Raw genomic sequence first — 16467 nt, forward strand, 5'->3', positions numbered from 1 at the left:
GCACGGCGGCTTTTTTTCACGGCATCGCGCGGCCTCCGCCGTGCAGCGCGCGGGTTACACGCGCTGCAGGTCGCGCAGGAAGTTGTCGCGCCACACCGACACGTTGTTCTCGCGCAGCTGCGCGATCATGTCCGCATAGCGCGCGCGCCGCTCGGCGAGCGGCATCGTCAGCGCCTGCGACAGTGCATCGGCCATCCCGTCGATGTCGATCGGATTGACGATCAGCGCGCCCGTCAGCTCGCGCGCGGCGCCCGCGAAACGCGACAGCACGAGCACGCCCGGATCGTCCGGATTCTGCGCGGACACGTATTCCTTCGCGACGAGGTTCATGCCGTCGCGCAGCGGCGTCACGAAGCCCACGCGCGCGAGGCGATACAGCGCGGCCAGCACCTGTCGGTCGTACTGGCGGTGAATGTAGAGGATCGGCGCCCAGTCGAGCTCCGCGTAGCGGCCGTTGATGCGCCCCGACTCCGCTTCGAGCTGCAGGCGAATGTCCTGGTACGCGCGCAGGTCGGCGCGCGTCGACGGCGCGATCTGCAGGAACGACACGCGGTTGCGGATCGACGCCTGGTGCTCCAGCAGCTTCTCGAACGCGCGGAACCGCTCGACGAGCCCCTTCGAATAATCCAGCCGGTCGACGCTCATGATCAGCTGGCGCCCGCGCAGCGACATGGCCATGCGCGCGGCCTTGCCGTTCTCGCCGGCCTGCGCGAGCGACGCGATCTCGTCCGGATACACGCCGATCGGATAGGCCGCCGCACGCAGCGTTTTGCCGAACGCGCTGACGCGCACCGTGCGCCCTTCGCGCGCCACTTCGCCGCCGGCCTCGAACTCGATGTAGTCGCAGAACGCGCGCAGGTCCGGCTCGGTCTGAAAGCCGAGCAGGTCGAACGCGCACAGCGACTCGACGAGCTCGCGATGCGGCGGCACGTTGACGAGCACCTGCGCGGCCGGAAACGGAATGTGCAGGAAAAAGCCGATGCGGTTCTTCACGCCGGCCGCACGAAGCGCACGCGCGAACGGGATCAGGTGATAGTCGTGCACCCAGATCACGTCGTCGTCCTGCAGCAGCGGCACGAGCTGCTGTGCGAGCCAGACGTTCACGCGGCTGTAGCCTTCGAACTCGTGGCGGTCGTACTGGATCAAGTCGGCGCGGTAATGAAACGCGGGCCACAGCGTCGCGTTCGAGAAACCTCGGTAGTACTGGTCGTAATCGCGGCGTGACAGCCCGACGGTCGCGAACGTCACGGGGCCGCGCTCCTCGACCCGGATCTGCGGCGCACCAGACGCGACCACCTCGCCGCTCCAGCCGAACCACATGCCGCCCGTCTCCTTCAGCGCGTCGTACACGCCGATCGCGAGGCCGCCCGCCGCCGGCTCGCCTTCCGAAATCGGGGCGACGCGGTTCGAAACGATGATGAGTCGACTCATGCGCCCTGCTGCTCCGCGCCAAGCCAGCGGGCGATCTGCTCGTGCAGCGCGTCGACCGAGTCGAGTCGCGTGCGGGCCGACGTCTCGCCCGCGCCGACCTTGATCGACAGGCCGCCGCGCGCGTTGACCACCGCGAAGCCCTTCTCGTCGGTCAGGTCGTCGCCCGCGAACAGCGGCATGCGGCCCGCGAACGGCGGCTCGTCGAGAAACGCGGCCAGCGCGCGACCCTTGTCGACGCCCTTCGGCTTGATCTCGAATACCATCTTGCCGGGCTGCAGCACGTACGCATCCGCATATTCGGCGACGAGGCGCTCGGCCGCCTCGCGCGCGGCCGGCTCGCGCTCGGGCGCGTTGCGGTAATGCAGCGCGACGGCCGCACCCTTGATTTCGAGCAGCATGCCCGGATGACGGTCGACGACGGCCGCGAGCTCGCGCTCGATGCGCAGCAGCCGTTCGTCGTTGAAGCCGATACGCTGCGTGTCGCCGTTCGCATCGCGACGTTCGGCGCCGTGCAGGCCTGCGATCGGCAGGTCCGGCATGTTCAGGAACGTGTCGAGATTGTCGATGCCGCGACCCGACACGACGGCGACCGCGCCGTGCGTGCGACGCCGCAGTTCATCGAGCAGCGTCAGCAGCGACGGTGGCACGTGAATGCTGTCGGGTGTCGGCGCCAGCTCGACGAGCGTGCCGTCGAAGTCGAAAAAGAACGCGGTATCGGTCAGGGACAGGGAAGCCGGAACGGATTGCATCGATTCGATGGTCTGAGGAGCGGCCTGCAAACGCGGGCCGCCGCTGCGAGAATGGAATTGTGCGCATCTTACCGCGCCTGCGTAGCGAGATGGGCGAAACCGGTGGCGGGCGAGCCTCGCGCAGCCATCCGCATCAACTGCGACATATTGCCCCGCTCGCCCATGCCGTACGGGTTTCGAAAGGACGCAGGCGCAGGAATTGCGCTACAGTCTGCAACCGCCGGCCGCGCGACGCATGGCGCCGCGCCGGCCGACGACCATTCCGTCCGATCGAGCCCCAGGATGTCGTCTGCCCGTCCCGCGCCGCACCGGCGCCTCTTCAGTCTGACCCGCTTCGTCCGCACGGTCGCGGCGCTGACCGCCGCCGTCGCGCTCGCCGCATGCACGCGCGACGAGCCGAACTGGCACCTGACCAACGTCACGGGCCACCTGCCCGACCTGTCGTTCACGCTCACCGGCGGCGACGGCCGGGCAGTCGACGCGAACGCGTTTCGCGGCCGCGTCGCGCTCGTCTACTTCGGCTATACGCACTGTCCGGACGTCTGCCCCGAAACGATGGCACGCCTGATGGAAGTGCTCGCGAAGCTCGGCCCGCGGGCGAACGACGTGCGCATCCTGTTCGTCTCGGTCGACCCCGCGCGCGACACGCCGCAGACGATGCAGGCGTACGTCGCCGCGTTCGACGCCGCGCACGCGCGCGGCCTGACCGGCACCGACAGCCAGATCGAATCGCTCGCGAAACGCTATCGCGTCGCGTACCAGATGGAAAAACGCGATCCGTCCGGCGGCTACGAGGTTACGCACAGCTCGGCCGTCTACATCTTCGACGCGAACGGTCGCGCGCGCCTGCTCGCGACCGACCGCGATTCACCCGACGCCATCGCCGCCGATGTGCGCCGGATCATCGACACCGCCTCCACCACCTGAACTCCGACATGAAGACGCCCCTCAAGACGTTCGCCCTCCTCGCCGCGCTGTGCACCGGCGCGCACGCGTATGCCGCAGGCGCGATCATCGCGCAGAACGCATGGGTGCGCTGGCTGCCGAACAAGCTGCCCGCGGGCGGCTACGTGACGCTCGTCAACACGGGCGACAAACCGGTCGATCTCGTCGACGTCGACAGCCCCGACTACGGGATGGCGATGCTGCACCAGACCGTGTCGAACGGCTCGACGCAGAAGATGGAAATGGTCGACAAGCTGACGATCCCCGCGCGCGGCAAGGTCGACATCGCGCCGGGCGGCTATCACTTCATGCTCGAGGAACCCAGGCACACGATCAAGCCCGGCGACACCGTGCGCCTGCGCCTGAAGTTCTCCGATGGCGAGACGGTCGACACGCCGTTCGCCGTGAAGTCGCCGGCCCAGGCGAAGTGATGCGCGCGCGATGAACGTCCTGTACTGGCTCGATCCGTGGGAACCGTCGCCGACCGTGGTCATCGCGGTGCTGACGGCCGCCGTGCTGTTCGCGCGCGGCGTGAAGAAGGCGAAGGTGTCGCCGCTGCGGCAGTTCTCGTTCTGGCTCGGGCTGACGGCGCTCTACATCGCGCTCCATACCCGGCTCGACTACTTCTTCGAGCACGAATTCTTCATGCACCGTGCGCAGCACCTCGTGCTGCATCACCTCGGGCCGTTCTTCATCGCGCTGGCCTACCCGGGCGCAGCGATCCGCGCGGGCATACCGTTTCGCTGGCGGCAGCGCTTCGTGCGCCCCGCGCTCGCGTGGGCGCCCATGCGCGCGACGCTCGACGTGGTGTTCCATCCGGTCGTCGCGGTCGTGCTGTTCGTCGGGCTGATCTATTTCTGGCTGCTATCGCCGATCCACTTCATCGCGATGCTCGACTGGCGCCTGTATCGCGTGATGAACTGGAGCATGGTAATCGACGGGCTGCTGTTCTGGTGGCTCGTCGTCGATCCGCGTCCCGCGCCGCCCGCGCGGCTGTCACCGGGCCGCCGGATCCTGATCGTCGTCGCGGCGATCCCGCCGCAGATCGCGCTTGGTGCGCTGATCTTCTTCACGCCGCACGAGTTGTATCCGATCTACTCGATCTGCGGACGCGCATTCACATGGCTCAGCCCGCTGCGCGATCAGCAGATCGGCGGCCTGCTGCTGTGGATCCCGGGTTCGATGATGAGCGTGATCGGCGCGCTGATCGCGCTGCGGCACTGGCTGCGACTGTCAGCGCGCGGCCGCCTGGTCGACGAACGGGCGGCCGCCCGGCACGCGCAAAACTCGCCGGTGACTCGCGCCGCCCACTGACGGCGCGGCGCGCGGCGCGTCAGCCGCGCGCGCTGGTCATCCACACGTGCGGGATGCCGTCCTCGTCGTGCACGTCCGAGCTCGGCGCGAAACCGAATGCCCCATAGAAGCGCTGCAGATGGGCTTGCGCATGCAGGCTCACCTGCGCATCCGGCCACTGCGCGCGGATGAACTCGAGCGCGCGCGACAGCAACGCGTTGCCGAGGCCCGCGCCGCGAAACGGCGCGGTCGTCAGCACACGGCCGATGCGCACGTCAGTGTGCTGCGCATCCGGCAGCAGCACGCGCAGATAGCCGGCGAGGCGGCCCGCCGGGTCGTACGCGGCCAGGTGCCATGCGGCCTGATCCGCACCGTCGATGTCGCGATACACGCAGTTCTGCTCGACAACGAACACGGCGCTGCGCGCGTCGAGGATCGAATAGAGTTCACGCGCCGTCAGCGCGTCGAAGGATTTCCAGTGCCAGTCGAGATCGTCGGCGCGCACGGAGGCGGCAGGTGCGGAAGCGTTCATGGTCGGTCCTGAATCAAGCGCGCCGGCCGGCGCGCAGCAACCGATGATTATGCCTCGAAGCGCACGCGGCACGCGTGCCGCCGCGCCGCGCATGAAAAAAAGCCCCGCATTGCGCGGGGCCTGTCCGTCACACCGGCATCTGGCCGAAGCGGCCGCTGTTGAAATCGTCGATCGCGGTCCGGATTTCCTCTTGCGAGTTCATCACGAACGGCCCGTAACCGACGACCGGCTCATCGATCGGCTCGCCGCTCAGAATCAGCAGCTTGGCATCGCCGTTCGCTTCGATCTCGACGTCGCGGCCGTCGCGGCTCAGTTGCACGAACTGCGCTTCGCGGGCGACCGTCTCGCCGTTCACCAGCAATGTCCCGCTCAGCACGACCACCGCGAGCGTCCGCCCTTCGGCGATCGGGAACCGAGCACGGCCGCCTGCTGCAAGCCGCACGTCCCACACATCGATCGGCGTGTGCGTACGGGCCGGGCCGCGCCGCCCGTCGAACTCGCCCGCGATGATCCGCGCGCGACCTGCGCCGTCCGGCAATTCGACCACCGGGATGTCCGCGTTCAGAAGCGTCTGATAACCGGGCGCACCCATCTTGTCGGCGGCGGGCAGGTTCACCCACAGCTGCACCATCTCAAGCGGGCCGCCACGCTTCGTGAACGCTTCCGAGTGAAATTCCTCGTGCAGGATCCCGCTCGCCGCCGTCATCCACTGCACGTCGCCCGGGCCGATCACGCCGCCCGCGCCGGTCGAGTCGCGGTGTGCGACTTCGCCGTCATAGACGATCGTCACCGTTTCGAACCCGCGGTGCGGATGCTGCCCCACCCCGCGCGGCGCCGAAGCCGGCTCGAAGTTCGCAGGACCGGCGTAGTCGAGCAGCAGGAACGGGCTCAGATGTGCGCCGTGAGACTGATAGCTGAACATCGAACGCACCGGGAAACCGTCGCCGACCCAATGACCGCGCGGCGCACTGTACACACCCTGGATCTTCTTCATTTGCCTTCTCCGAATTGCGGCGAAACACGTGTTTCGCATCCTGAGAAGGAATATAGAGGTGGGACGATCGATGCGGTAGACTGCCAAAATCGCACTCAGCGTTCTATTTGATGAACGATAACGAACGGGATCTGAACGATCTCTATTACTTCGTACAGGTGGTCGAGCACGGTGGCTTCGCACCGGCCGGACGCGCGCTGAACATGCCGAAATCGAAGCTGAGCCGCCGCATCGCGCTGCTTGAAGCGCGGCTCGGAATGCGGCTGATCCAGCGCTCGACACGCCGCTTCACTGTCACCGACGTCGGTCAGACCTATTACGCGCATTGTCGCGCGATGCTCGTCGAAGCGGACGCCGCCGACGAGGCGATCGCGCTGCTGCACGAGGAGCCGCGCGGCATCGTGCGGGTCAGTTGCCCGGTCGTGCTGCTCGATTCGCTGGTCGGCGCGATGATCGCTGCGTTCATGGTCACGTGCCCGCGCGTCGAGATTCATCTCGAAGCGACCAACCGGCGCGTCGACGTCGTCGGCGAAGGGATCGACGTCGCGATTCGCGTGCGCCCGCCGCCGCTCGAGGACAGCGATCTCGCATTGCGCGTGCTGGCCGAGCGCGGGCAGTGTCTCGTCGCGAGCCCCGCGTTGCTGCGCGAGCGCGGCGTGCCGGCCGTCCCCGCAGACCTGACCCGCTTGCCGAGCCTCGATCACGGCGTGCCGCAGGCCGCGCACGTATGGCGGCTGCGCGGCCCCGACGGCGCGCAGGCGGAAATCCATCACCAGCCGCGGCTCGTGACGGGCGGCATGCTCGCACTGCGTGCGGCGGCCGTCGCCGGCGTCGGCATCGTGCAGTTGCCGACGATGATGGTGCGCGACGAAGTCGCGCGCGGCGAACTGGCGACCGTGCTGCCGGACTGGGCACCGCGGCGCGAAATCGTGCACGCGGTGTTCGCGTCGCGGCGCGGGCTGCTGCCCGCGGTGCGCGCGCTGCTCGATTTCCTGGCCGAGCGGTTCGCCGAGCTCGAACCTGATTGAACGACGGCGCTGCGCGTTCACCAGGGCGCCCGCGAACCACGCGCTGCAAACGAGCCGCGCGTGCCGTAGACTGCGGGACGCGCATCGCGCTTTTCACAATCCCGCTGCCCACAACCCTTTTCGCATTTCAGCCATGTTCACGCTGTCCACCGCCCCTCACGCCTCCAAGGCCGAACTCTATGCGACGCTCGTCGAACAGGCACGCGCGCTCGTCGAAACGGAACGCGACCTGACCGCGAACGCCGCGAACTTCTCCGCGCTCGTCTATCACTCGCTCGACCGCCTGAACTGGGCCGGCTTCTATTTCTTCGACGGGACGGAACTCGTGGTCGGCCCGTTCCAGGGCAAGCCCGCGTGCGTGCGGATCGCGCTCGGCAAGGGCGTGTGCGGCACGGCCGCGCAGACCCGCGAGACGCAGGTCGTGCGCGATGTGCACGAATTCCCCGGCCATATCGCCTGCGATGCCGCCTCGGAATCGGAAATCGTCGTGCCGCTGGTGGCCGCCGACGGCACGCTGATCGGCGTGTGGGACGTCGACAGCCCCGTTGCCGCACGTTTCGATGACGAGGACCGCAACGGAATGGAAGCGCTGTGCCGCGTATTCGTCGAGCACGCATGGCAGAAGGCGCGCGGTTGAGCCCCGGTTGAGCCCCGGTTGAGCCGCGTGGCGCTGCGGGTCGCGGCGGTGGAGACGATCATCTGCTGATCGCGCCGCGCGACTCCAAATCAAAAGGGCCCCGTGACGGGGCCCTTTTTCATTGCGCCGCTGCGTGCGGCACGCCGCGCGTCAGGCCGCGTGCGTGCCGGACAGCGCCGCGAACGCCGGCGGCTTCACGTCGTCCGACAGGATCTCGAAGCCCTGCTCCGTCACGACGACCATGTGCTCCCATTGGGCGGATAGCGAATGGTCCTTGGTGACGACCGTCCAGCCGTCGGCCAGCACGCGCGTATCGCGCTTGCCCGCGTTCAGCATCGGCTCGATCGTGAAGATCATCCCCGGCCGCAGCGGCACGCCGGTACCCGGGCGGCCGTAGTGCAGCACCTGAGGCTCGTCGTGATATACGTCGCCGATCCCGTGCCCGCAATACTCGCGAACCACGCTGAACCCTTCTCGATGTGCGACCTGCTGGATCGCGTAGCCGACGTCACCGAGCGTCGCGCCCGGACGAACCGCGCGGATGCCCGCATGCATCGCCTCGTAGGTCATCGCGACGAGGCGCCGCGCCAGTTCGCCCGGCTCGCCGACGAAGTACATGCGGCTCGTGTCGCCGAACCAGCCGTCCTTGATCACCGCGATGTCGAGATTCACGATGTCGCCGTCGCGCATCGGCCGCGACGACGGAATGCCGTGACAGACCACGTGATTGACCGACGTGCACAGGGTTTTCGGATACCCGTGGTAGCCGATGTTCGCCGGGATCGCGCGAAGCTCGTCAACGATGTATTCGCGGCAGCGCGCATCCAGCTCGTCGGTGGTGACGCCCGGCTTCACGTGCTCGGTGATCATCGTCAGCACCTGGGACGCGAGCTTCGCGGCCTCGCGCGACCTGGCGATTTCCGCGGCACCGCGGATCGGGATTTCGCGTCTCGCCATCACGCCACCTGCTCGATGCCGTGGGCGACCGACTCTGTCGGCCCGGCATCGCCGCCGCGCGCTTCGGTCTCGATCAGCATCCGGCAAATATCGCCGTAGGACAGTGACGGATTGAGCTCCGCCAGCATCCCGACGCGCAGCCAGTGCTCCGCCTGTGCATTGATCGAACGGCTCAGCGCAGTGCTGGTCGAGCGCAGCCGTTCGTGCATGTGCTCGGATATCTTGATGATTCCCATATGTCTCTAATTAAACGAAATATAGCCGTTTCGTATATTACGCTCGCCCGGGTCGTCGGGCAAGCACGCGACCGACGGCGAATCGTCATCCCGCGACAGCAGGAATCCCGTTGACATCAAATTCCAGCTTGCTGGAAAATAAATCCATCATGCAAGAATCAACCGCTGCCCCCGCTGACGACACCGGCATCAACGAACGCATCGCCCGGCGCGTGCGCGACCTGCGCACGCTGCGAGGCTACACGCTGGATGCGCTCGCCGCGCGTTCCGGCGTCAGCCGTTCGATGATTTCGCTCATCGAGCGTGCGTCGGCGAGCCCGACGGCCGTCGTGCTCGACAAGCTCGCGGCCGGTCTGGGCGTGTCGCTGGCCGGACTGTTCGCCGGCGATCGCGACGACGCACCCGCGCAGCCGCTGGTGCGGCGCGCACAGCAGGCGGAATGGCGCGATCCGGCATCCGGGTACGTGCGGCGCAATCTGTCGCCGCCCGGATGGCCGTCGCCGATCCAGCTCGTCGAGGTCGATTTCCCGCCCGGCGCGCGCGTCGCGTACGACTCCGGCGGGCGCGAAAGCGCGCTGCATCAACAGGTGTGGGTCGTCCGCGGGTGCATCGACGTCACATTCGGCGATCAGCTTCACAAACTACACGAAGGCGACTGTCTGGCCATGCGCGTCGATCAGCCGCTGGTGTTCAGCAACCCGTCGTCGCACGTCGCGCGCTATGTCGTCGCGATCTGCGATGCCCCCGCCGCCATCGGCGCGCGGAATGTGTCATCCGTTCAAGGCCGACAGGCGCAGGAGCCCGTATGAATTCCCCGACACCGCGCGACGACGTGCGCCTGATCGATTGCAACGAGGCCGAGCATGCCGAGGCCATTCTCGAGATCCTGAACGATGCGATCTTGAACTCCACCGCGCTGTACGACTACCAGCCTCGCCCACCGGAAGCGATGGTCACCTGGTTCGCGACGAAGCGCGCCGGCGGGTTTCCGGTCGTCGGCGCGGTCGACGAATCGGGCACGCTGGTCGGCTTCGCGAGCTGGGGCACGTTCCGCGCGTTCCCGGCGTTCAAGTACACGGTCGAGCACAGCGTCTACGTCCACCGCGACCATCGCGGCCGCGGGCTCGGCGAATTGCTGCTGCGCGAGTTGATCCGGCGTGCGCGCGAAGCTGACGTGCATTTGCTGGTCGGCTGCATCGACGCGACCAACAGCGGCAGCGTCGCGCTGCATACGCGGCTCGGCTTCGCGCACTCGGGCACGATCACCGAAGCGGGTTTCAAGTTCGGCCGCTGGCTCGATGCGGCGTTCTATCAGCTGAGGCTCGACACGCCGGCACGGCCGGTCGACGGCTGACCGGCATCGCCGAATGTTCGGCATGCTCATGATGACGCGGGCGGGATAGACGGCCCGCAGCACGCCCATCGCTTCGCCCGCGACAACGCGCGATCGCCCCCTCCCCACAGGAGCGCGTTGTCGCCCCTCCTCCGGGCCTTCCCGGGCCGCGGCCTCGCCCCTTTGCCCCGTGACCGCACGTGTGACGTTCGCCGCATTCTTCTGCGAGAACGGTAGCGATACGGTATTCCCCAGCGGTCGCAGCACGGCCGCGTACCGATCCATCACCCGGAGAATGCCGTATGAAAACGCCCCCTGTCCTGTCGCACCATGCCGGATCGCGACGCGATGCCGGCCTCGCGCGCCGCGCGGCCCGACGCATTGCGTGGTCGCTTGCCGCCCTCCCGCTTTTCTGCGGACAAGCTTTCGCGGCCGCCGCGTGTCCGACGCCGTTCGCGTTGAGCGGCAACACCGATCTGCTGTGGAAGGAAGTCACCAACAACCAGTGGCGCAACATGCTGCCGCGCGGCTGGACCGACAACGGTTTTCATTTCTACAGCCGGGTGCGCAGCCGCGGGCCGGAGAACGGCATCAACACGCCGTCGGACCTCGAATCGGAAATCCGTAAACAGGTGTCGGACGAACCCGCCGGCGGCGGCAACCCGAATCGGCGGACGATCACGCTGCCGATACTGAACAGCAAGGGCCAGCATCTGCTCGCGATTTACGACTACGACGGCAAGAGCACGTCGAAGTGCGAGTTGGTGACGCTGACATATCCGGCGGAATAGATGCGCGAATGAGGCGCGGAAAAAAGAAAAGCCCCGCCGAAGCGGGGCTTTTTCTTTTCTTACCTGGAGGCGCGAGCCGGAGTCGAACCGGCCTAAACGGCTTTGCAGGCCGCTGCATAACCGCTTTGCTATCGCGCCAAAAGCGGACTGTCCGGATGCCGTGGAGGCAAGCGACAGATTTTTTATTCGAGGACCATCAGTCCATCAAATAAAAAGGGAAGCGTGGCTTCCCCATTACTTGGAGCGGGAGACGAGTCTCGAACTCGCGACCTCAACCTTGGCAAGGTTGCGCTCTACCAACTGAGCTACTCCCGCATTGTCCTGCACCTGCAGCGCTTTGCCATTCAACACGCTGCCAGAAAAATCTGGAGCGGGAGACGAGTCTCGAACTCGCGACCTCAACCTTGGCAAGGTTGCGCTCTACCAACTGAGCTACTCCCGCATTGTCCTGCACCTGCAGCGCTTTGCCATTCAACACGCTGCCAGAAAAATCTGGAGCGGGAGACGAGTCTCGAACTCGCGACCTCAACCTTGGCAAGGTTGCGCTCTACCAACTGAGCTACTCCCGCGTATTGATACGCTACTGCTTCCCCGTCACACACTTACTTCGTCGTGCAGCGGAGAAGCGAGATTATGTCGAAGGCACATTCGTGTGTCAAGGGCTTTTCCAGCCCTTTTTCCAAAAACCTGCGCAATCGACCATGTGGGGCCGATCACGCGCCGCCGCGCTCGCGAATCTGCGGCCATGCAAGCTTCATGTAGTACAGCATCGACCAGATCGTCAGCACCGCCGCGAGGTACATCAGCCACTCGCCCCACACGCGCGTGTCGATCGTCGCGATGCCGAGCGGCAGCGGGCCGTAGTACAGCAGCATCGGGATCGCGACCATCTGGCACGCGGTCTTGAACTTGCCGAGCTGGTTGACCGCGACGCTCTTCGACGCGCCGATCTGTGCCATCCATTCGCGTAGCGCCGAGATCGCGATCTCGCGGCCGACGATCACGAGCGCGATCGCCGCATCGACCCGCGAAATCTGCACGAGGATCAGCAGCGCGGCGGTCACCATCAGCTTGTCAGCAACCGGATCGAGGAACGCGCCGAACGACGACGTCTGGTTCCACTTGCGGGCGAGAAACCCGTCGAACCAGTCGGTCAGCGCGGCGAGAATGAAGATCGCCGCCGCCGCGAGGTTGCGGTGCGCGCCACCCATCACCGTGTCCGGCAGATAGAACACGCCGACGACGAGCGGGATCAGCACGATCCGTACCCACGTCAGGAAAATCGGGAAATTGAACGGCATGGCAGGCGGGTCAGTAAAGGATTTGCAATTGTGCCGTGTCGACCGGCCTGCCACAAGAACGCGAGATCGCGCGCAGGAGCCGCCGGCCGCACGGCCGCTTCAGTGAAGCTGTTTGTAGATCTGCTCGGCGAGTGCGTGCGAGATACCTTCGACGCTCGCCAGTTCCTCGACGCTCGCGGCGACCACGCCGCGCAGCCCGCCGAACCGCGCGAGCAGTCGCTGCCGGCGTTTCGCGCCGATCCCTTCGAGCTCCTCGAGCCGCGAGGTCTGGCGCGCCTTCGCCCGCTTCGCGCGCATTCCGGTGATCGCAAAACGATGCGCCTCGTCGCGGATCTGCGCGACGAGCATCAGCGCGGCACTCTCCTTGCCGAGTTCGAGCGGCGTGCGGCCGTCCGCGAACACGAGCGTCTCGAGGCCGACCTTGCGCCCTTCGCCCTTCGCGACGCCGACCAGCATTGACGTGTCGAGCCCGAGTTCGGTGAACACCTGTCGCGCAATCTCGACCTGCCCCTTGCCGCCATCGATCAGCACGATATTCGGCAGCAGGCTCGATGCCTCGGCCTTGCGCGTCGATTCGCCGTCGATGCCGGCTGCGTCGTCGGCGGCCGCCGCCTGCGCGGCCTGCTCGACCATCTTCTCGTAACGGCGCGTCAGCACCTGCCGCATGGCCGCGTAATCGTCGCCCGGCGTGATCCCGGTGATGTTGTAGCGACGGTACTCGCCCGATTGCATCTTGTGATGGTGATATACGACGCACGACGCCTGCGTCGCCTCGCCCATCGTGTGGCTGATGTCGAAACATTCGATCCGCAGCGTGGCGAGATCGTCACCTTCGAAGCTGAGCGTCTCCGCGAGCGCGCGCGTGCGGGCCTGCTGCGAGCCCTGCTCGGACAGCAACCGTGCGAGCGCAATCTGCGCGTTCTGCTCGGCCATCGACAGCCACGCGCGCCGCTGCCCCTGTGGCTGCCGCACCAGCGAGACCTTGTGACCGGCCTGCTCGGACAGCAAGTCGAGCAGGTCGCGGCTCGCGGGCGCGTGGCTCACGACCAGCACGGACGGCACGCGATTGCCGAGATAGTGCTGCGCGATGAACGCATCGAGCACCTCGGCCTCCACCGACGCCCCCGCGTCACGCGCGGCGGCAGCGTCTTCCTCGGGCGCCTCGGGCAATGCCGCGACGGTTTCGTCGGCTGCGTCCGCCGCCTCGGCTTCGTCGCCGAGCCCGCCTTCGGCAAGCGTCAGCGCGCTTTCGACGTGCGTCGGGAAATACGCCTTGTCGCCGAGATGCCGGCCGCCGCGCACCATCGCCAGGTTCACGCACACGCGCCCGCCCTGCGCGACGACCGCCAGGATGTCGACGTCGCTGTCGCTGCCGACCTCGATCGCCTGCTGGTGCAGCACCGTCGCGAGCGAGCTCATCTGGTTGCGCACGGCGGCCGCCTGCTCGAACTTCAGCTCGGCCGCGAACGCGTGCATCTTCTGCTCGAGCTCCTTCATCACTTCCGACTGCCGACCGAGCAGAAACCGCGCGGCATTCGACACGTCGATCGCGTAGTCGTCCTCGGAAATCGCGCCGACGCACGGTGCCGTGCAGCGCCCGATCTGATGCAGCAGGCATGGCCGCGTGCGGTTGTTGAAGACCGAATCCTCGCAGGTGCGCAGCTGGAACACGCGCTGCAGGATCTGGATGCTCTCGCGCACGGCCCATGCGCTCGGGAACGGCCCGAAGTACTGGTTCTGCTTGTCGACCGAGCCGCGGTAGTAAGCCATGCGCGGAAAGCGGTGCGCGGTGAGCTTCAGGTACGGATACGACTTGTCGTCGCGAAACAGGATGTTGTAGCGCGGCGTGAGCGCCTTGATCAGATTGTTCTCGAGCAGCAGCGCTTCCGCCTCCGAGCGCGTGACGGTCGTCTCGATGCGTGCGATGCGCGTGACCATCATCGCGATGCGCGGCGACAGCTGCGTCTTCGTGAAATAGCTGGATACGCGCTTCTTCAGGTCGCGCGCCTTGCCTACGTAAAGTACGGCGCCCGCCGTGTCGTAGTAGCGGTAGACGCCCGGCATGTGCGGCAACTGCGCGAGGATCTTCTTGGGTTCGAACGGGATGTCGGCGGCTTCTGGGGATGTCATGCGTGATCCGGGTGCCTTGTGGCGCGGAACGGGTCCATTAGAATCGCCAGTTTAGAGCATTCACCGGTCCGCTTCGATGCCCCGCACCACCCCCGCCTCCCCTGCGCCGCTCGCACCCGACGAACCGATCGCGTGCGACCTCTTCTGCACCGTGATCGACAACTTCGGCGACATCGGCGTGTGCTGGCGCCTCGCGCGCCAGCTCGCACACGAGCACGGCTGGCAGGTGCGCCTGTTCGTCGACGATCTGCACACGTTCGCGCGTCTGCTGCCGGGGGTCGATCCCGATGCCGGACGGCAGACGCTCGACGCCATCGTGATCGAACACTGGCATGCGGAAGCCGGCGACGCGCTGGAGATCGCCGACGTCGTGATCGAGGCGTTCGCGTGCGAGCTGCCCGGCGCGTATCTCGCGGCGATGGCGCGCCGCGCGCGCCGCCCCGTGTGGATCAATCTCGAATACCTGAGCGCCGAGGACTGGGTCGCCGATTTCCATCTGCGGCCGTCGCCCCATCCGCGGTACCCGCTGCTGAAGACGTTCTTCTTCCCGGGACTATCGGCCGGCACGGGCGGCGTGCTGAAGGAACGCGACCTCGACGCGCGCCGCACGGCCTTCGAAGCCGACACGGCAGCGCGCGCCGCCTGGTGGCGGCAGGCGACCGGCGACGCGCCGCCGGCGCCGGGTACGACCGTCGTCAGCCTCTTCGCCTATGAAAATCCGGCCGTCGATGCGCTGCTCGCGCAGTGGCGCGACGGCCCGTCGCCCGTCATCGCGCTCGTGCCTGCCGGCCGCGTATCGCCGGCGGTCGCGCGTTTCTTCGGGGTCGAATCGTTCGGCGCCGGCGCGCGCGCGGCCGCCGGCAACCTGACCGCTTACGGGCTCGCGTTCGTCCCGCAGGCCGACTATGACCCGCTGCTGTGGGTGTCCGACATCAACTTCGTGCGCGGCGAGGACTCGTTCGTTCGCGCGCAATGGGCGCGCAAACCGTTCGTGTGGCACATCTACCCGCAGGCCGACGACGCGCACCTGCCGAAGCTCGACGCCGCGCTCGCGCACCTGTCGGCCGGCCTCGCCGACGCGCCGCGCGCCGCGCTCGAGCGCTTCTGGCACGCATGGAACGGCGGCGGCACGCCCGATTGGGCCGATTTGCTGCAACACCGTGCCGCGCTGGACGCCAACGCGGCATGCTGGGCCGACGCGCTGGCGGGCGTCGGCGATCTCGCCGGAAAGCTGGCGGAATACGCAAAATCTCAGTTAAAATAAGCGGTTATCCGACGGCTGACCACGCAAGCGCTCGCGTTTTGGGACTCTTGGCACCCACCGGAACGCCCCCCGCTTGCGCCGTCAGCCGTTGTGCAACGCTCAGGCACCTATTTATTTGATTGGATCAGGACAGTTTTTTTATGAAGACCGCACAGGAACTCCGCGTAGGCAACGTCGTGCAGATCGGCAGCGACGCATGGGTCATCGCAAAGACGGAATACAACAAGTCGGGCCGTAACGCCGCCGTCGTCAAGATGAAGATGAAGAACCTGCTGACGAACGCAGGCCAGGAATCGGTCTACAAGGCTGACGACAAGTTCGACGTCGTCGTGCTCGACCGCAAGGAAGTGACGTACTCGTATTTCGCCGATCCGATGTACGTGTTCATGGACGCCGACTACAACCAGTACGAAGTCGAAGCGGAAATGATGGGCGAAGCGCTGAACTACCTCGAAGACGGCATGGCTTGCGAAGTCGTGTTCTACAACGAGAAGGCGATCTCGGTCGAACTGCCCACGATCCTGGTTCGCGAGATCACCTACACGGAACCGGCCGTCAAGGGCGACACGTCGTCGGGCAAGGTACTGAAGAACGCCAAGCTCGCGACGGGCTTCGAACTGCAAGTGCCGCTGTTCTGCAGTACCGGCGACAAGATCGAAATCGATACGCGCACGAACGAATATCGCAGCCGCGCGTAATCGCTCGCGATTTCCGGATCGAACAAAGCGCCCTTCGGGGCGCTTTTTGTTTGCCTGCCGCCAACAGCACCGGTGCGTCGGCACCATCGATAATACAAAATCCAGCACTAAAGGTATTCAATTTGTATCATCGGTAACTGTTTTATAG

Annotated in this window: 18 protein-coding genes and 4 tRNA genes; 10 read left to right on the forward strand and 12 right to left on the reverse strand. The window is 66.4% G+C overall.

Translation table 11 applies throughout. The features are described 5' to 3' along the window. Positions 1 to 54 precede the first annotated feature (54 nt). Complete coding sequence (gene otsA, locus DIE08_RS12910; RefSeq protein ID WP_124902097.1) at positions 55 to 1431, reverse strand: alpha,alpha-trehalose-phosphate synthase (UDP-forming); 1377 nt, start codon at positions 1429 to 1431, stop codon at positions 55 to 57. Then, entirely contained in the window at positions 1428 to 2180 is a 753-nt protein-coding gene (otsB, locus tag DIE08_RS12915) for a trehalose-phosphatase (RefSeq protein ID WP_124902098.1), read from the reverse strand. Before otsB ends, otsA begins: the two co-directional genes overlap by 4 nt. Before the next feature lie 282 nt (positions 2181 to 2462). Between otsB and DIE08_RS12920 the strand changes: the two genes are divergently transcribed. From DIE08_RS12920 to DIE08_RS12930, 3 genes are read left to right on the forward strand one after another with little or no spacing between them, the layout of a single operon-like run. Beyond that, positions 2463 to 3107 carry an SCO family protein gene (locus DIE08_RS12920; RefSeq protein WP_124902099.1) on the forward strand — a complete coding sequence of 215 codons (645 nt, stop codon included), beginning with the start codon at positions 2463 to 2465 and terminating at the stop codon, positions 3105 to 3107. Positions 3108 to 3115: 8 nt separating this feature from the next. Then, positions 3116 to 3556, forward strand: a complete 441-nt coding sequence (locus tag DIE08_RS12925) for a copper chaperone PCu(A)C (RefSeq protein WP_124623294.1) — start codon at positions 3116 to 3118, stop codon at positions 3554 to 3556. A gap of 10 nt (positions 3557 to 3566) precedes the next feature. Beyond that, on the forward strand, positions 3567 to 4439 hold the full coding sequence (locus DIE08_RS12930) for a cytochrome c oxidase assembly protein (RefSeq protein WP_124623296.1): 873 nt from the start codon (positions 3567 to 3569) through the stop codon (positions 4437 to 4439). 19 nt (positions 4440 to 4458) lie between these two features. On the opposite strand, the gene DIE08_RS12935 is transcribed toward DIE08_RS12930, so the two are convergent. After that, complete coding sequence (locus DIE08_RS12935) at positions 4459 to 4950, reverse strand: GNAT family N-acetyltransferase (protein ID WP_124623298.1); 492 nt, start codon at positions 4948 to 4950, stop codon at positions 4459 to 4461. A gap of 127 nt (positions 4951 to 5077) precedes the next feature. After that, the gene (locus tag DIE08_RS12940) at positions 5078 to 5944 is read right to left on the reverse strand and encodes a pirin family protein (protein ID WP_124902100.1); all 867 of its coding nucleotides are present in this window, start codon (positions 5942 to 5944) and stop codon (positions 5078 to 5080) included. A gap of 110 nt (positions 5945 to 6054) precedes the next feature. On the opposite strand from DIE08_RS12940, the gene DIE08_RS12945 reads away from it, so the two are divergent. After that, entirely contained in the window at positions 6055 to 6972 is a 918-nt protein-coding gene (locus DIE08_RS12945) for a LysR family transcriptional regulator (RefSeq protein WP_059607090.1), read from the forward strand. Between the two features lie 133 nt (positions 6973 to 7105). Beyond that, positions 7106 to 7609, forward strand: coding sequence for a GAF domain-containing protein (locus DIE08_RS12950; protein ID WP_124623302.1), 504 nt, complete (start codon positions 7106 to 7108; stop codon positions 7607 to 7609). Between the two features lie 150 nt (positions 7610 to 7759). Here the strand turns inward: DIE08_RS12950 and map are convergent, their stop codons facing one another. Together map and DIE08_RS12960 are read right to left on the reverse strand one after the other, a co-directional pair. Next, positions 7760 to 8566, reverse strand: coding sequence for a type I methionyl aminopeptidase (gene map / locus DIE08_RS12955; RefSeq protein WP_124902101.1), 807 nt, complete (start codon positions 8564 to 8566; stop codon positions 7760 to 7762). Next, complete coding sequence (locus DIE08_RS12960; protein ID WP_059523699.1) at positions 8566 to 8802, reverse strand: ParD-like family protein; 237 nt, start codon at positions 8800 to 8802, stop codon at positions 8566 to 8568. Before DIE08_RS12960 ends, map begins: the two co-directional genes overlap by 1 nt. Before the next feature lie 149 nt (positions 8803 to 8951). Between DIE08_RS12960 and DIE08_RS12965 the strand changes: the two genes are divergently transcribed. The 3 genes from DIE08_RS12965 (at position 8952) to DIE08_RS12975 (ending at position 10926) form a co-directional block, all read left to right on the forward strand. Next, entirely contained in the window at positions 8952 to 9611 is a 660-nt protein-coding gene (locus DIE08_RS12965; RefSeq protein ID WP_059678707.1) for a helix-turn-helix domain-containing protein, read from the forward strand. After that, complete coding sequence (locus DIE08_RS12970) at positions 9608 to 10156, forward strand: GNAT family N-acetyltransferase (RefSeq protein ID WP_124902102.1); 549 nt, start codon at positions 9608 to 9610, stop codon at positions 10154 to 10156. Before DIE08_RS12965 ends, DIE08_RS12970 begins: the two co-directional genes overlap by 4 nt. A gap of 281 nt (positions 10157 to 10437) precedes the next feature. Next, positions 10438 to 10926, forward strand: coding sequence for a hypothetical protein (locus tag DIE08_RS12975; protein WP_124902103.1), 489 nt, complete (start codon positions 10438 to 10440; stop codon positions 10924 to 10926). Between the two features lie 64 nt (positions 10927 to 10990). Here DIE08_RS12975 and DIE08_RS12980 read toward each other — a convergent pair. The 6 genes from DIE08_RS12980 to uvrC all read right to left on the reverse strand — a co-directional run bounded on the left by DIE08_RS12980 (position 10991) and on the right by uvrC (position 14357). Next, positions 10991 to 11064, reverse strand: a tRNA-Cys gene (locus DIE08_RS12980). Between the two features lie 101 nt (positions 11065 to 11165). Continuing rightward, positions 11166 to 11241 (reverse strand) — tRNA-Gly (locus tag DIE08_RS12985). A 51-nt stretch (positions 11242 to 11292) separates the two neighbouring features. Next, a tRNA-Gly gene (locus DIE08_RS12990) sits at positions 11293 to 11368 on the reverse strand. 51 nt (positions 11369 to 11419) lie between these two features. Next, positions 11420 to 11495, reverse strand: a tRNA-Gly gene (locus DIE08_RS12995). Positions 11496 to 11639: 144 nt separating this feature from the next. Then, the gene (gene pgsA, locus DIE08_RS13000) at positions 11640 to 12227 is read right to left on the reverse strand and encodes a CDP-diacylglycerol--glycerol-3-phosphate 3-phosphatidyltransferase (RefSeq protein ID WP_006757520.1); all 588 of its coding nucleotides are present in this window, start codon (positions 12225 to 12227) and stop codon (positions 11640 to 11642) included. Between the two features lie 99 nt (positions 12228 to 12326). Beyond that, positions 12327 to 14357, reverse strand: coding sequence for an excinuclease ABC subunit UvrC (gene uvrC, locus DIE08_RS13005; RefSeq protein ID WP_124902104.1), 2031 nt, complete (start codon positions 14355 to 14357; stop codon positions 12327 to 12329). 76 nt (positions 14358 to 14433) lie between these two features. On the opposite strand from uvrC, the gene earP reads away from it, so the two are divergent. Together earP and efp are read left to right on the forward strand one after the other, a co-directional pair. After that, a complete protein-coding gene (gene earP, locus DIE08_RS13010; RefSeq protein ID WP_124902105.1) occupies positions 14434 to 15621 on the forward strand; it encodes an elongation factor P maturation arginine rhamnosyltransferase EarP in 1188 nt (395 codons plus the stop codon). Between the two features lie 140 nt (positions 15622 to 15761). After that, the gene (gene efp / locus DIE08_RS13015; protein ID WP_059607070.1) at positions 15762 to 16319 is read left to right on the forward strand and encodes an elongation factor P; all 558 of its coding nucleotides are present in this window, start codon (positions 15762 to 15764) and stop codon (positions 16317 to 16319) included. Positions 16320 to 16467: the final 148 nt, after the last annotated feature.

The organism is Burkholderia sp. Bp9004, assembly GCF_003858025.1.
Classification (GTDB): domain Bacteria; phylum Pseudomonadota; class Gammaproteobacteria; order Burkholderiales; family Burkholderiaceae; genus Burkholderia; species Burkholderia diffusa.

Coding starts and splice junctions, on each gene's coding strand:
- otsA (WP_124902097.1), bottom strand. CDS start 1,431: ATGAGTCGACTCATCATCGTTTCGAACCGCGTCGCCCCGATTTCGGAA.
- otsB (WP_124902098.1), bottom strand. CDS start 2,180: ATGCAATCCGTTCCGGCTTCCCTGTCCCTGACCGATACCGCGTTCTTT.
- DIE08_RS12920 (WP_124902099.1), top strand. CDS start 2,463: ATGTCGTCTGCCCGTCCCGCGCCGCACCGGCGCCTCTTCAGTCTGACC.
- DIE08_RS12925 (WP_124623294.1), top strand. CDS start 3,116: ATGAAGACGCCCCTCAAGACGTTCGCCCTCCTCGCCGCGCTGTGCACC.
- DIE08_RS12930 (WP_124623296.1), top strand. CDS start 3,567: ATGAACGTCCTGTACTGGCTCGATCCGTGGGAACCGTCGCCGACCGTG.
- DIE08_RS12935 (WP_124623298.1), bottom strand. CDS start 4,950: ATGAACGCTTCCGCACCTGCCGCCTCCGTGCGCGCCGACGATCTCGAC.
- DIE08_RS12940 (WP_124902100.1), bottom strand. CDS start 5,944: ATGAAGAAGATCCAGGGTGTGTACAGTGCGCCGCGCGGTCATTGGGTC.
- DIE08_RS12945 (WP_059607090.1), top strand. CDS start 6,055: ATGAACGATAACGAACGGGATCTGAACGATCTCTATTACTTCGTACAG.
- DIE08_RS12950 (WP_124623302.1), top strand. CDS start 7,106: ATGTTCACGCTGTCCACCGCCCCTCACGCCTCCAAGGCCGAACTCTAT.
- map (WP_124902101.1), bottom strand. CDS start 8,566: ATGGCGAGACGCGAAATCCCGATCCGCGGTGCCGCGGAAATCGCCAGG.
- DIE08_RS12960 (WP_059523699.1), bottom strand. CDS start 8,802: ATGGGAATCATCAAGATATCCGAGCACATGCACGAACGGCTGCGCTCG.
- DIE08_RS12965 (WP_059678707.1), top strand. CDS start 8,952: ATGCAAGAATCAACCGCTGCCCCCGCTGACGACACCGGCATCAACGAA.
- DIE08_RS12970 (WP_124902102.1), top strand. CDS start 9,608: ATGAATTCCCCGACACCGCGCGACGACGTGCGCCTGATCGATTGCAAC.
- DIE08_RS12975 (WP_124902103.1), top strand. CDS start 10,438: ATGAAAACGCCCCCTGTCCTGTCGCACCATGCCGGATCGCGACGCGAT.
- pgsA (WP_006757520.1), bottom strand. CDS start 12,227: ATGCCGTTCAATTTCCCGATTTTCCTGACGTGGGTACGGATCGTGCTG.
- uvrC (WP_124902104.1), bottom strand. CDS start 14,357: ATGACATCCCCAGAAGCCGCCGACATCCCGTTCGAACCCAAGAAGATC.
- earP (WP_124902105.1), top strand. CDS start 14,434: ATGCCCCGCACCACCCCCGCCTCCCCTGCGCCGCTCGCACCCGACGAA.
- efp (WP_059607070.1), top strand. CDS start 15,762: ATGAAGACCGCACAGGAACTCCGCGTAGGCAACGTCGTGCAGATCGGC.